We start from the raw sequence: 14,186 nt of genomic DNA, 5'->3' as shown, positions 1-14,186 counted from the left end.
GCAGGGCATAAAAGATTTCTCCTCGTACCTCGTTCGAAATAACATTTTTTTGTTAATTATACCATTCCCACCCATCCGGCTGCGTCCCCACAGCCGGCTTTGCTGCAAAAAGCTTATTTTTTTTCTCCCTCTTTCTTCACTTCAGTCTTAGGCGCGCGCTTATCGGGCATAGGGCCGCGTTTGTAGATGATAAGGCCGTTCAGAAAATTGCGCAGGATCTGGTCGCCGCAGGGCTTAAAGTTGGGGTGATCATCGGCACGGAAAATGGCGCCCAGTTCGGTTTTGGTAATCCGGAAGTTGGCCAGCTCCAATACTTTTACAATATCATCGTCGGTAAACTTCATAGCTACCCGCAGCTTTTTCATGATATCATTATTGCTCATGCTATTGGTATTAAATTATATGGAAATATCTATTTTAACCTTCTTGTTTTTAATCTTTTCGCCCTTAATCTGCTGCACAACCTTTTCTATTTTGTTACGCTTCACGGCCGCGTATGAGGTGTAATCCAGCACTTCTATCAGGCCTACATCCTCTTTATCCAACCCGCCTTTTTTAAGCAGCAGGCCAACAATATCAATTTTATTTACCTTGTCTTTTTTACCGGCAGCTACATATAGCGTTGCCCAGGGCGATGGCTTGGGCACCACCGGATGTTCGGGCAGTTCCTCAACCTCGGGCATCTCTTTTAAATAGGATGGCTTCTCATCCGGCGCCAATAGCAGGTACGATGTTCCTTTGGCGTGCATGCGGGCTGTACGGCCGTTGCGGTGCAGGTAAGCTTCTTCGTTATGGGGCAGCTGGTAATGTACCACATGCTCTATCTCGGGTATATCCAACCCGCGCGACGCCAGGTCGGTAGTGATTAATAAGCGGTGGCTGCCGTTCCTGAATTTTAGGAGAGCCCGCTCCCGGTCGTCCTGCTCCATGCCGCCGTGAAAAATATCGTGTGGCAGTCCCCTGTCATATAACAAATCGCTGATGCGTTCAACAGCCTCGCGATGGTTACAGAAAACCAGTGTGGCCTGGTCGCCTATTTTGCAAATCAAGGCAAACAAGGCATCCAGTTTGTCGGCGGCTTCGGCAATTACCGCTTTTTGTTTAATGTCGGGTTTGTTGGTGGCATTGGCCAGGTAATCCAATTCTATCGGTCTCACCATGCCGGTAAACGAAGGAATTTCGTCCATTTTGGTGGCCGATGTCAGCATCCGCTTTTTGATATTGGGCATCTGCTTAATGATAAAAGCCATATCTTCCTGGAAACCAAATTCCAACGCTTTATCAAACTCATCCAGTATCAGGGTATGAATGGTATCGGTACTAAAACTGTGACGGCGCAGGTGGTGCGCTATGCGGCCCGGCGTACCAATAAGCACGGCCGGCGGCTGCGAAAGATTGTTGCGCTCAATTTTAACCGGGTGGCCGCCATAGCAGCAGTTAACTTTAAAGCCGCTGCCAATGGTACGGAAAACCTGCTCAATCTGCAAGGCAAGTTCGCGTGACGGTACCATAATCAACGCCTGCACGGTGGGGATATTGGCATCCAGCAAACCCAGCAAAGGCAATAAAAACCCAAGCGTTTTACCAGAGCCGGTTGGCGATAGCAGGATCACATCGCTTTTTTTGGCCGCGTTAATGGCTGCCTCCTGCATCTGGTTCAGGGTGTTTATTTTAAGGTTTTCGAGCGCTTGCTTTATCATTGTGTGGCAAAGATAAGGTAAAAGCCCCGTCTCCCGGTTGCGAAAGGCAAAAGCGGGATAAATAGTTCAATAATTTCGGAATTCAAAATAAAAATTTAGCTTTATGGTACGCGTCAATCATAGCGCTAACAAATGAACACTTATCAATTTAAACAAACCGGCGGTGCAAAATATGCATCACTGCGTGCAACCTGGCCTTTTGCTACTTTAACCGTCACACAAAATCAACTCAGTTTAAACCTGTCGTTATATACGCTGCATTTCAGGCCGGCTGATGTAGTATCTATCGAGCCATATAGCGACAATTTTTCCAGCGGAGGCATCCTCATCAACCATATAGTACCCAATTACAAAACTCCCGTAGTTTTTAAGCCAACTGGCGATGCCCACGAAACAATGGCACAAATAGGCAAAACCGGCTTCCTGGATAATAAAGCAGCATTGCAGCCCGACATTGATACGCAAATTATTGACTTACAATCGCAGGGGGCATTTGCTATGAAGATTCCTGCTGTAATCATCATAATAGTTATCTGGAACGCGCTGCTTATTCCGCAGTTCTACCGCGTAGTCGCGCAAAACAACCCTCGGGATATGTTCATGGGCATGCGATTGGCAACGGGCTTTATGGCATTACTTTGTTTAACGTTCATCGTGTCCGTCCCGTTCAGGAATTTGATATTAAAGGAAGGACGGACATTTAAAGATATTAAAATGTTCATATACTTTATATTGGCAATTTGCAGTATAATGTTCCTTGTATCGTTATTAATGCCAGAAGTTGCATAAACAACAGATTTATGTTTACTCAATCACCTGTAAATTACATACGCCGAATCGCGACCAAGGACTCTGTAAAAAAATAGGATATGTTATTGCCATTAGATCAGTTTTACATTGAACAAAACGAGCCATTAAAAAGCAGTTTTCTTGCCTTAAGGGATATCATTCTGCAACACGATAAGAATATCACCAACGCCTGGAAATTTAATATGCCTTTCTTTTTATATAAAGGAAAAATGTTTTGCTATATATGGACGCATAAAAAACTACAACAGCCCTTTATCGGCTTTAATGAAGGTAAACGAATGGAACACCCCGACCTTACTTTTGAAAACCGGTCGCGGATAAAAATAATGATAATGGATGCAGGGAAAGAATTACCTAAAGATACCATTAAACAGGTTTTGGATATGGCAATTGAACTGGTAAAACGGGATTTATAAGATGGAACAAAATTATAGCCTGCAATGGCTCACCGATAAATTTGAAAACGGCGACGCTATTAAGTACCTGTTCTTTTGGGGGCACAGGACCAAACGGGCCGAAATTAATAAATCGTGTTTTAGCCAATGGTTTGAATTGCCTTTTACTGTTGATGGCATTACCTACAAAACAGCCGAACATTGGATGATGGCCAATAAAGCCATGTTGTTTGGTAATCCAAAAATCAGCGAAAAAATAATTGCCGCCAACAGCCCCGGCGAAGTAAAGGAATTAGGCAGACAGGTGTTGGGCTTCGACGAAATTATATGGGCACAAAAACGGTTTGGGATAGTCGTTACCGGCAATATCCATAAGTTTAACCAGCATCCTAAATTTGCCGAATATTTGATAAATACCGGCGACAGGGTATTGGTAGAAGCCAGCCCGATTGATACCATTTGGGGTATTGGCCTGGCGCAGGATAATGAAGACGTGAATAATATTTATTGCTGGCGCGGACCAAACTTATTGGGTTTTGCATTAATGGAAGTGAGGGATTTTTTAAAGGAATTTGGCCATTTTGAGGCATTTGCCCCCTTAGTGGCCCCGCCATGGAAATTGTTCCCAGGAGTTGAATCGATGGGCATGTTTTGGGGTATGGGCAAAGGCGAAGACGCTGCAATGAAATATGGTTTTTACTACAATTCTTTATCCGATAGGGACAAGGAAATTCTGAGGCTAACCACCCCATCTCCCTACGATTGGAATTATTATGACTGATGATACGCTAACACAGCTTGATAATTTTTACCTGCAAAAAAACGAACCTGTAAAAGGCTGCCTGCTGGCGCTGCGCCAGATTATCCTGAAACAGGATGCCGATATAACTGCCGCCTGGAAATATGGGATGCCATTTTTTTGCTATAAAGGCAAAATGTTTTGCTACCTGTGGGTGCATAAAAAATTGCTGCAGCCTTATATCGGCATTGTTGAAGGCAAACGTTTTGATCATCCGGGGCTGATCATCGAAAAACGGGCACGCATGAAAATTATGCTTTTTGATGCCGGTGAGGATTTGCCGGTTGAAACTATTGAAGAAATTTTGAAGCTGGCTATTGATCTGTACAAAACCGGGATGATAAAAATCCGTTGAGTTAACAATAGAAATAAATGTTTGTACTATATTGCCCGCTAATGGTTTTAAATACTGTTTATTTATTACGCAAACGCTAAAATAGTTTAATGTATTGGTACGAAGAGGATATTAAACAACTTGAAAAAGTTAGTTTGAACAAGGAATATGAGCCCGAAACTATTTTTTACGGCAGTTCGTCTATTAGAATGTGGACAGGGCTTAAGGATGATTTTAAGGAATTAAAACCCGTTAACCTGGGTTTCGGCGGATCGACCCTGGCGGCATGTGTTTGGTTTTTTGACCGGGTGATGGAAAGCTACAGCCCCAGGCGGCTGGTTATATACGCCGGCGATAACGATTTGGGCGATGGCCGCCATCCAGAAGAAGTTTTTATATTTTTTCAGCAATTGGTTGCCGAAGTGCAGCACCGTTACGGCGATTTACCCTGCTATTTTGTTTCATTAAAACCAAGCCTTAGCCGATGGAACATTATTGATAAATTTAAATACGCCAATAATCTTATCGAGACCGAAATAGTTAAAAACACCAACAACTGGCGATTTATTAATATCTATAAAGAGATGGTTGACGCCAAAGGCTACCCTAAAAAAGAATATTTTGTTGGCGATGGCCTGCATTTAAGCCCGCTTGGTTACCAGTTATGGAAACAGGTTATTACAGCTAATATTAACAGGTAAGCATTACCATTTATTTAATTTTGATTAACATTTGTTTTGGAAATTTCGCAGCAAAACGCCGGACCACAAATGAACAGAGCCTATCACAAATGGTTTAGCGCCAGTTTACACCGTAATATGGAGCTATTGGTATTTGGGCATGCAGGCCGGGCAGTGCTGTTTTTTCCTACCCGGATGGCGCGGTTTTATGACTACGAAAACTGGGGCATTGTTGAGGCGCTGCAAACCAAAATTGAAAACGGCGAAATCCAGCTTTTTTGTGTAGATAGTATTGACATCGAAAGCTTTTATAACCACTGGGTGCATCCGGCCACACGCATAGCGCGCCATTTGCAATACGAGCAGTATATCCTTACCGAGGTTTTACCTTTTATGCGCAGCCAAAATAGCGGCAGTTACTTTGAAGTTGCAGGTTGCAGCATGGGATCGTTCCATGCCATCAACATCGCTATGAGACACCCGTCTGTTTTTAAAAAAGTTGTATGCATGAGCGGGCGTTTTGATCTCACCCTGCAAATAGACGATTTTAAAGATTTGTTTGATGGCTACCGCGATGAGGACATTTACTTTAACATGCCCCAGCAATTTATGGCCAACCTGCATGACGGCGCCATTTTAGATGCCATTCGTAACATCGAGATCATCATGGCCGTAGGCGAAACAGATCCGTTTGTACACAGTAACCGCGATTTTAGCGCCTTACTCAGCGGCAAAGACATCCCACACCAATTATACATTTGGGATAATTACGCGCACCGGCCAAGGTATTGGCGGCAAATGGTTGCTTTGTATTTATAAACGCGATATTAACCAGGCTTAGCCCATATATCTTCTTTCAAATTTCGACTGTTTTAACTATCATTTTTATATATTTGCGCCATTGCTTCCGTAGTTCAATGGATAGAATTATGGTTTCCGGTACCATCGATATGAGTTCGAATCTCGTCGGGAGCACATTAAAACCCGTTTATACCTAAATAAGCGGGTTTTTTAATTTAGTTTGAGCGGAATTTGAGCGGTTTTATTCGTCCAGGTGTGAAATGCCATGCTTTTCCGCATAAACCACAGCCACCAGCACCAAAAACAACAACAGAATTAGCGGGGCCCTTTAGGTTCTAAATCAAGAATAATTCTAACTTACCATTCAGGCTCACTACTATAACTTAACAGTAGTATATTCGTTATTAAAACAATTTAAATGCATCACGAACACCATGTAACCAGCTCGGAAACTATCAGGGACATTGTTATCGGCATGTCCGACGGCTTAACCGTTCCATTTGCCCTGGCAGCTGGTTTAAGCGGGGCCATCAGTTCATCTACCCTTGTGGTAACTGCGGGCATTGCCGAAATTGTTGCCGGATCAATTGCCATGGGCCTGGGCGGTTACCTTGCCGGGCGCACGGAGGTAGATCATTACCAATCGGAATTAAAACGGGAGTATGAGGAAGTAGAGAAACTACCCGAGCAGGAAAAAGCCGAAGTAATGGAAGTGTTTGCCGGGTTCGGCCTGTCTGAACCATTGCAAAGGCAAATTGCCGATGAGTTGGCTAAAGACAAAAAGCAATGGGTAGATTTTATGATGCGTTATGAACTTGGGCTTGAAGAACCCAACGCTAACCGCGCCACCAAAAGCGCTATCACCATTGGTGTATCCTACATTATTGGCGGCATCATCCCCCTGTCTCCATATATTATTATCGACCGGGCCCAGGAGGCCTTATATTACTCATGCGGGGTTACCTTGATATGCCTGTTTATATTTGGCTACTTTAAAAGTAAAATGACAGGCCAGCCGGCACTAAGCGGCGCTTTTAAAGTAGTAGTTATTGGCGCGCTTGCCGCCGGAGCCGCTTTCCTGATGGCCAAGTTGATTACCGGGAAATAAGTCTGAAGTCTTGAGTTCTAAGTTCTAAGCCAAAATCACAATTCAGACGTCAGGCTTCCTACTCAAGACTTAGAACTCAAGACTTATGATTTTCGGCTTAAGACTATCCCACTACACTATTATTTACCGCCGTTGATCATATCCGAAACCATGCCTTTGCCATCATCCTTTCGCTCGGCCAGGAAAACGCCTGCAATATGAACAACAATAAAAGCAATAATAAGGTACATGCAAAAACCATGAACCTCTTTAACACTGTGCCTAATAGATTTGAATGGCGCCAGCAGATCTTCAAAAGCCAGGAATAAACCGGTTAAAGCCATAATAATAAGCAACAAATAAAACACAGCGTAAATACTTTTTACAACAAGTTCATGCTTTGCAAGTTCTCTTTCCTTTTTAGTAGTTTGAAAATGCCGGTACGCGCCTTTTATTCTACCGATGAATTTTTGATCGGCTAACTGGAAAAACTCCAGTACCAATCTAAACAATAGCAAAGCAGCTAATGCATATCCAAAATAGGTATGAATGCTCCATACGCTGTCGCCAAGCGCGTGGGCAACAGAGCCGGCCTGGTCGTCGGTTACTGCGGCACCCGCGTGCTTCAGCTCATCTTTAACCAGTGCTGTTACGGGCCTTCTATCGGTAATGGTTGCATTAATTAATACGGTAAGCAGCGAACCACTGATGACAATAGTATTGGCCCAATGCCAAAGGCGAAGGGGCGCCGAATATTTTTTAATATGTCCGGGATGGGTAACATCCTCACGAATAGGTTCAATAATTGCCATATTGATTTTATTTTAGCTGCCTGTTTTGCCCAAAAGATAAACAATTCCATTTATCAAACCAATTTGCCCCCGCTCGCCTTCCGGATTGTTACAAAGGATCGTTTATCCTTTTGGGCGATAATGGTATACTGGCGTTTTGAGGTATATTTTTTTGTAAATTACCACAAGAATATGAAGCAAATCTGTAGTTACTACATCATGATCCCCAAAAGGAGGCGTACTTCAGTTTATCTTCAATTTCGCATTTTATCTTTGATTAAAAAACCGCATTGAAAATCCTGGTAATAGAAGATGAGCAAAGCTTACGTGAAAACATAACAAGCTACCTGAATGTTGACGGCAATATATGCGAAAGCTGCGGTGGATTAACTGCAGCGCTACAAAAATTAGCCGATTACGACTACGATTGCGTACTATTGGACATAGGTTTGCCAGACGGCCAGGGATTTGATGTGCTTGAATTTTTACGGACCCACCATAAGAATGAGGCCGTGCTGATCATTTCGGCCCGCAACTCGTTGGATGATAAGCTGAAGGGGCTAAACCTTGGTGCCGACGATTACCTGACAAAACCATTTCACCTGGCGGAGCTAAAGGCGCGTTTAATGGCAGTATACCGCCGGAAAGCGTTAAACACCAATAACAAGCTGATATTTAACGAAATTGCGATTGATATACCGGGCAGAACTGTTGAGGTAAATGACACGCCCATTATACTTACACGTAAAGAACACGAAATGCTTCTTTATTTTATTGCCAATAAAGGTAAGGTAATATCCAAAAATGCCATTGCCGAGCACCTTTGGGGAGACGAAATGGATATGCACGATAACTTCGATTTCATTTATACCCATATCAAAAACCTGCGCAGGAAACTGTTGGATGCAGGCGGCAAAGACTACCTGACGTCCATATACGGGCTTGGCTACAAATTTATCAGCTCATGAAATTAGCTGAGCATTACACCCGCACAAGCGTATACATTACCCTAACCGTTTTACTGTTTGGGGCGGTTATTTATTATTTTGCAATTAATTATATAGCGCAACAACAGCTTGACCGTGGCCTTCAGCAACAATTAACCGAGGCCGAAGAATATGCCAGGAGTAATGACCAAAACCCGCAATTGTATGACCTGGACCGGGACCACGCAGTATTTGTAAAAACAAACCTGCAGCAATTGCAAAAACGTTTTTTTGATACAACTTATTTTAACCCCAAAGAACAACGGGCCGAAGCCGGCCGCGCGGTAGAAGACCTGGTTAAAGTAAAAAGCAGCAATTACAAAGTAGTTATCGCCATTTCCAGGGCCGGACAAAAATATCTTATCGAGGTTATCACCATTATTACGCTCACATTACTGGCTGGCTTATTGTTTGTGCTGTTTATTACCAACAAATACCTGCTTAAGGGCCTCTGGAAGCCCTTCCAGCTAACATTAAAGGAAATAAAGCAATTTAATATTGCCGACGTTGACCAATTTACCGGAAAACCAAGCGAGGTAGACGAATTTACCGAACTAAACGAAGCCATCCGGGAAATGTCATTAAGGGTAACACACGATTACCTGAAACTGAAACAGTTTACAGAAAATGCATCGCATGAAATGATGACACCGCTGGCAGTAGTAACAACCAAACTGGATACACTGATACAAGACGAAACTTTGGGTGCAAATCAGTTGGCGCAGATAACAGATATTTACAGTTCCATTAATAAATCAAGCCGGCTTAACCAATCGTTGTTATTACTTGCCAAGTTAGAAAACAAACTCATAACCGAGGAAGAACCCATTGAGCTTGACATTATACTGGCCGAAAAGATGCAGCAATTTCAGGAATTAATGCAAAGCAAAAACCTTTCGCTTCAGCATCAACTTCAACCTAAGCAGATACTGGCCAGTAAATACCTGGTTGATATCTTGTTAAACAACCTGTTCAGCAATGCCATCAGGCACAACAATACAGGGGGCGTGGTTATTATCCAATTAACAACACATTCATTATCCATAAAAAACAGCGGGGGCGCTAATCCATTAAACACCGACCTTATTTTTGAGCGCTTTCAAAAAGGTAAAGAATCGCAGGGTACCGGCCTGGGATTAACGCTGGTGAAAAACATTTGCCAGCATTACGGCTACACCATCCATTACCATCACGAAACAGTTTTACACGCTTTTGTAATCACGTTTTAGAGCGTATTTTGTCACCTTAGTGATACAATTAAAATTTAGCGGTTAACTTCAGTTTTGCTTCAGATTGTCACCATAGTTTTATCGTGTATGCCTTTGGTGTACATTATAAAAGTACAAACTCAATGAAATATTTATGCTTGCTGGCCTTTGCCTTTATCTCCTTACAACTTAAAGCACAGGATAACTACGAAATCCAGGTATATGGTTCAGAAACGGTAGAAAAGGGCAATACCATGGTAGAGCTTCATAGTAATTATACCATCAACGGCAGTAACACAAGTGTCAATGGCGAATTACCTACCAACCATGTTGTACATGAAACTATCGAGATAACTCACGGCTGGACTCCCTGGTTTGAAACGGGCTTCTATTTTTTTAATTCGATAGGCGATGGCGGGCGAACTGCATATGTGGGCTCACATATCCGGCCAAGGGTAGCAGCCCCGCAAAGCTGGAACTGGCCGGTGGGCGTCAGTATCTCTACCGAATTTGGTTTTCAAAAAAGCGCGTTCTCTGCCAATACCAGCACGCTTGAAATAAGGCCTATTGTGGATAAAAAATGGAATAAACTATATATTTCTGTAAACCCAACATTAGAAAAAAGCTTTGCCGGGCCCGACGTTAACCGCGGGTTTACCTTCTCGCCCAATGTTAAAGGCAGTTACGATGTAACCAAAGTTGTAGCGCTTGGGTTAGAGTATTACGGAAGTACCGGGCCATTTTTCCATTATGATGCATTCAAACAGCAGGACCACCAATTATTTATAGCAACCGACCTCAACTTCGACCCCAAATGGGAAGTTAACGGAGGCATAGGCTACGGATTTACTTCAAATGCGGATAAAGCAATTGTTAAAATCATTATTGGCAGGAGGTTTTGATAGCGTTTATAGCAATCACTTTTAGACTTTCTCAGCTACAAACGGTTGACCTTTACAAGATAATACACTTTTAAGCTGCCTCGTAGAGGCTACCTGTTTGTAGAAGATCCACAGACAATGTTTTTTGCGCCGTAGGTGCTACCTTTTTCAGGATCAACTTTTAAATGCAGTATGGATATAGCACTGCTATGAGGCTATTCTGCCATATCAAATGCGTAAATTCAGCAGAAAAAAAGGGAATGCCTCTAAAAGCACTCCCTCTTTATTGCAGGCCGGGCGGAACCGCGTATTGATTACTTTCGATAACGCCTTGATTTCCCTGCTCTATATTGTTTAATTAAACATTAAACCTGAAGTGCATAATATCACCATCCTGCACAATGTAGGTTTTACCCTCGATACCCATTTTACCGTTCTCTTTTATCGTAGCTTCCACGCCGTTAAATTTTACAAAATCGTCATATTTAATAACTTCGGCGCGGATAAAGCCTTTTTCAAAATCGGTATGAATAACGCCGGCGGCCTGCGGTGCTGTAAAACCCTGGGTAATTGTCCAGGCGCGTACTTCCTGTACACCGGCTGTAAAATAGGTGGCCAGGTTTAGCAAGCGGTAAGCAGCTTTTATCAGTTTATTAACGCCCGATTCTGTTAAACCCAGATCGTTTAAAAACATCTGGCGTTCCTCGTACGATTCCAATTCGGCAATTTCGGCCTCAATCTGGGCAGATATGATCAACACCTCGGCTTTTTCTTCGGCTACGGCAGCTTTAACCTGCTCTACATAAGCATTGCCGTTGGCTACCGAACCTTCATCTACATTACAAACATACATTACGGGTTTAGCGGTAAGCAGCCATAAGTCGGCAACATATTCTTTATCTTCTTCTTCAACCGGTGCAGTACGGGCCGATTTACCTTGCAGTAAGTGGTTTTTATAAACGGTTAAAACATCAAAGGTTTTTTTAGCCTCTTTATCGCCGCCGGTTTTGGCCATTTTTTCAACTTTCTGAATCTTTTTCTCGATAGAATCTAAATCCTTTAGCTGCAATTCGGTATCGATGATCTCTTTATCGCGGATGGGGTCAACCGAGCCATCAACGTGAATCACGTTATCGTTATCAAAGCAACGCAATACGTGGATGATAGCGTTGGTAGCGCGAATATTGGCCAAAAACTGGTTACCAAGACCCTCGCCTTTGCTGGCGCCTTTTACCAGGCCGGCAATATCCACAATTTCGATAACGTTTGGCACTATGTTTTTGGGCTGAACTATTTCAGTAAGCTTTGTTAAGCGCTCATCCGGTACGGTAATTACGCCTACGTTTGGCTCGATGGTGCAAAACGGAAAGTTAGCCGCCTGCGCCTTGGCATTTGATAAGCAATTAAAAAGTGTTGATTTACCCACATTTGGCAAACCTACTATCCCACATTGTAAACCCATTCTTTAAGTTGATTAAGTTGATTAGGTTAATGGTTGATTGAGTTAAAAGTGATGAAGACTATGCAAGTTTTAACTAACCTAATCAACCATTCACCTAATCAACCACTCACCCAAAATTCCCGCAAAGATAACAGAATTTTTTGCCGGATTATTTGAAAAAATAAACGACTTTTGCCCTCGTTAAAAAACAGGATCACATTAATAATACGATGTAAAAAACGAGGGTATTTATATGGAAGAGATGGTTGAGCAAATAGAATTGTTACTGGAGCAGGACAACAATACCCAATTACAGGAATATTTGAATAACCTCAATATATCGGATGTTGAAGAACTGATTGATGAACTTCCTGAACACGGCCCCTTATTTATCGAGATACTTTCGCTTAACCGCGCAGTTAACGTATTCCGTATCCTGGATTTCCCTACGCAGGAGCGCATCATTAAAAAACTATCGGGTCCAAGAGTTGCCGAATTGGTTAACGAACTCCCCCCGGATGACCGTACTGCCCTTTTTGCCGAATTGCATGGCGACGCGGTTAAAAAACTGATCCTGCATTTATCACCCGAAAACCGGAAAGAAGCATTATCGCTTTTAGGTTATGAAGAAGATAGCGTTGGCCGTTTAATGACCCCCGATTACATCGCCGTTAAAAAAAACTGGGATGTTACAAGGGTACTCTCGCACATCCGCCGGTACGGTAAAAATTCCGAAACCATTGATGTAATTTATGTAATTGACGAAAATGGCATCCTGCTTGACGATATCCGTATCCGCGAAATATTGTTGGTAAAACCCGAAACAAAGGTATCTGACCTGATGGATGGCCGCCTGATAGCCCTGAGCGCCAGCGATCCGCAGGAAGAAGCTATCAACGTTTTCAGAATGAATAACCGCACTGCCCTCCCGGTAGTTGATAAAGAAAATATTTTATTAGGGATTGTTACCGTTGATGATATCCTTTGGATAGCCAATGAAGAATATACCGAAGACATTCAAAAAATTGGTGGTACCGAGGCACTGGATGAGCCTTACCTGGATATTAACCTGTTTAAACTGGTAAAAAAACGCGTAGGCTGGCTCATCATTTTATTTTTAGGCGAAATGTTAACCGCTACCGCCATGGGCTTTTTTGAAAAGTCGATAGAAAAAGCGGTTGTACTGGCATTGTTTATCCCGCTTATTATATCAAGTGGCGGTAATGGCGGCTCACAGGCATCTACTTTGATAATACAGGCAATGGCCCTTGGCGAAGTAACCGTAACCGACTGGTGGCGTGTAATGCGTCGCGAGTTACTCTCGGGCCTGATGCTGGGAGCTACTTTAGGCATCATTGGTTTCTTTCGTATTTTTGCCTTTGCCATGGTTTGGCCGCACCTTTACGGCCCGTATTGGATGCTGGTTGGGTTAACTGTAGGCTGCGCTTTAATTGGTGTGGTTTTATGGGGATCATTAGCAGGATCAATGCTGCCACTCATCCTGAAAAAACTGGGTGCCGACCCGGCTACATCTTCCGCCCCGTTTGTAGCCACCCTTGTTGATGTTACCGGGCTTATCATTTATTTTTCAATAGCGTTATTATTTATGAAGGGCACTTTGCTGTAGTTTCATTGCATTCAAAATTATTGTTTGCTTAATTATTTATATATCTTTAGTACATATAAACACTTAAACTTAAACACTAATAATGGAAACTGACGAAACCTACATCACCCCTCCAGGCTCAACCGAAATCATTTTAACAGCCGAAGCGCAAAGCTATTTGCTGTCGGCAGGTAAATGGGCCACCTTTTTAGGTATCCTGGGCTTTATTTTTTGCGGCTTATTTGCTTTGTTAGCCTTATCAATAGGTACTATTTTTTCAAAAATGGCCGAAACGATGCCATACAATCCCGGCCTGAAAATGATGGCAGGTTTTGGCAGCGGCGTTACTATTTTTTACCTGTTAATTGATCTGCTTTATTTTTTCTTCGCGCTTTATCTTTACCAGTTTGCGGTAAAAATAAAGGCAGGTGTAAACTTTAAGGATACAGCCCACATAACAGCTGGCCTGGGTAAGCTAAAATCGTTTTTTAAGCTATGGGGAATTGTAACCATAGTTTTCATTTGCGTATACATATTAGCAATAATATGTTTTGTAGCGTTTGCTGCTACTATGGCAAAAGATATGTCGGCAGGAATGTAAGCTCCTTACTAAAATAAAAACCCTGCCTTATGGGCAGGGTTTAATTATATCATATTGTAGCCTGGT

Annotated in this window: 16 protein-coding genes and 1 tRNA gene; 13 read left to right on the top strand and 4 right to left on the bottom strand. The window is 42.7% G+C overall.

What is annotated here, in order from left to right; all coding sequences use genetic code 11:
- Nucleotides 1-113: 113 nt before the first annotated feature.
- Nucleotides 114-383, bottom strand: coding sequence for a DUF1456 family protein (locus tag FSB76_RS23840; RefSeq protein WP_147057857.1), 270 nt, complete (start codon nucleotides 381-383; stop codon nucleotides 114-116).
- 15 nt (nucleotides 384-398) lie between these two features.
- Nucleotides 399-1,700: a DEAD/DEAH box helicase gene (locus FSB76_RS23835; RefSeq protein WP_147057855.1), complete on the bottom strand. Its 1,302-nt coding sequence runs from the start codon at nucleotides 1,698-1,700 to the stop codon at nucleotides 399-401.
- Nucleotides 1,701-1,832: 132 nt separating this feature from the next.
- Here FSB76_RS23835 and FSB76_RS23830 point away from each other — a divergent pair, with 132 nt between their 5' ends.
- From FSB76_RS23830 to FSB76_RS23795, 8 genes are all read left to right on the top strand, one after another.
- Nucleotides 1,833-2,489 (top strand): hypothetical protein, encoded by a 657-nt coding sequence (locus FSB76_RS23830; RefSeq protein WP_147057853.1) that lies wholly within the window; start codon nucleotides 1,833-1,835, stop codon nucleotides 2,487-2,489.
- Between the two features lie 80 nt (nucleotides 2,490-2,569).
- Entirely contained in the window at nucleotides 2,570-2,926 is a 357-nt protein-coding gene (locus tag FSB76_RS23825; protein WP_147057851.1) for a DUF1801 domain-containing protein, read from the top strand.
- 1 nt (nucleotide 2,927) lies between these two features.
- On the top strand, nucleotides 2,928-3,686 hold the full coding sequence (locus FSB76_RS23820; protein ID WP_147057849.1) for an NADAR family protein: 759 nt from the start codon (nucleotides 2,928-2,930) through the stop codon (nucleotides 3,684-3,686).
- Nucleotides 3,679-4,059, top strand: coding sequence for a DUF1801 domain-containing protein (locus FSB76_RS23815; RefSeq protein ID WP_147057847.1), 381 nt, complete (start codon nucleotides 3,679-3,681; stop codon nucleotides 4,057-4,059). The genes FSB76_RS23820 and FSB76_RS23815 overlap by 8 nt, the downstream gene beginning before the upstream one ends.
- A gap of 89 nt (nucleotides 4,060-4,148) precedes the next feature.
- Nucleotides 4,149-4,739, top strand: a complete 591-nt coding sequence (locus FSB76_RS23810; RefSeq protein ID WP_147057845.1) for a GDSL-type esterase/lipase family protein — start codon at nucleotides 4,149-4,151, stop codon at nucleotides 4,737-4,739.
- 69 nt (nucleotides 4,740-4,808) lie between these two features.
- Nucleotides 4,809-5,537 carry an esterase family protein gene (locus tag FSB76_RS23805; RefSeq protein WP_147057843.1) on the top strand — a complete coding sequence of 243 codons (729 nt, stop codon included), beginning with the start codon at nucleotides 4,809-4,811 and terminating at the stop codon, nucleotides 5,535-5,537.
- Nucleotides 5,538-5,621: 84 nt separating this feature from the next.
- A tRNA-Arg gene (locus tag FSB76_RS23800) sits at nucleotides 5,622-5,693 on the top strand.
- Between the two features lie 244 nt (nucleotides 5,694-5,937).
- Nucleotides 5,938-6,627 (top strand): VIT1/CCC1 transporter family protein, encoded by a 690-nt coding sequence (locus FSB76_RS23795; RefSeq protein WP_147057841.1) that lies wholly within the window; start codon nucleotides 5,938-5,940, stop codon nucleotides 6,625-6,627.
- Between the two features lie 119 nt (nucleotides 6,628-6,746).
- Here FSB76_RS23795 and FSB76_RS23790 read toward each other — a convergent pair whose 3' ends face one another.
- The gene (locus FSB76_RS23790; protein ID WP_147057839.1) at nucleotides 6,747-7,418 is read right to left on the bottom strand and encodes a cytochrome b/b6 domain-containing protein; all 672 of its coding nucleotides are present in this window, start codon (nucleotides 7,416-7,418) and stop codon (nucleotides 6,747-6,749) included.
- A 269-nt stretch (nucleotides 7,419-7,687) separates the two neighbouring features.
- On the opposite strand from FSB76_RS23790, the gene FSB76_RS23785 reads away from it, so the two are divergent.
- The 3 genes from FSB76_RS23785 (at nucleotide 7,688) to FSB76_RS23775 (ending at nucleotide 10,493) form a co-directional block, all read left to right on the top strand.
- Nucleotides 7,688-8,365, top strand: coding sequence for a response regulator transcription factor (locus FSB76_RS23785; protein ID WP_147057837.1), 678 nt, complete (start codon nucleotides 7,688-7,690; stop codon nucleotides 8,363-8,365).
- On the top strand, nucleotides 8,362-9,612 hold the full coding sequence (locus FSB76_RS23780) for a sensor histidine kinase (protein ID WP_147057834.1): 1,251 nt from the start codon (nucleotides 8,362-8,364) through the stop codon (nucleotides 9,610-9,612). The genes FSB76_RS23785 and FSB76_RS23780 overlap by 4 nt, the downstream gene beginning before the upstream one ends.
- 122 nt (nucleotides 9,613-9,734) lie before the next feature.
- Nucleotides 9,735-10,493 carry a hypothetical protein gene (locus FSB76_RS23775; RefSeq protein ID WP_147057832.1) on the top strand — a complete coding sequence of 253 codons (759 nt, stop codon included), beginning with the start codon at nucleotides 9,735-9,737 and terminating at the stop codon, nucleotides 10,491-10,493.
- 337 nt (nucleotides 10,494-10,830) lie between these two features.
- Here the strand turns inward: FSB76_RS23775 and ychF are convergent, their stop codons facing one another.
- The gene (gene ychF, locus FSB76_RS23770; protein ID WP_147057830.1) at nucleotides 10,831-11,934 is read right to left on the bottom strand and encodes a redox-regulated ATPase YchF; all 1,104 of its coding nucleotides are present in this window, start codon (nucleotides 11,932-11,934) and stop codon (nucleotides 10,831-10,833) included.
- Nucleotides 11,935-12,166: 232 nt separating this feature from the next.
- Here ychF and mgtE point away from each other — a divergent pair, with 232 nt between their 5' ends.
- Both mgtE and FSB76_RS23760 read left to right on the top strand, forming a co-directional pair.
- Nucleotides 12,167-13,540, top strand: a complete 1,374-nt coding sequence (gene mgtE / locus FSB76_RS23765; RefSeq protein WP_147057828.1) for a magnesium transporter — start codon at nucleotides 12,167-12,169, stop codon at nucleotides 13,538-13,540.
- 82 nt (nucleotides 13,541-13,622) lie between these two features.
- Entirely contained in the window at nucleotides 13,623-14,120 is a 498-nt protein-coding gene (locus FSB76_RS23760; RefSeq protein ID WP_147057826.1) for a DUF5362 family protein, read from the top strand.
- Nucleotides 14,121-14,186: the final 66 nt, after the last annotated feature.

The organism is Mucilaginibacter ginsenosidivorax (genome assembly GCF_007971525.1).
Classification (GTDB): Bacteria; Bacteroidota; Bacteroidia; order Sphingobacteriales; family Sphingobacteriaceae; genus Mucilaginibacter; species Mucilaginibacter ginsenosidivorax.
This window is presented reverse-complemented; position numbering and strand designations above follow the sequence as displayed.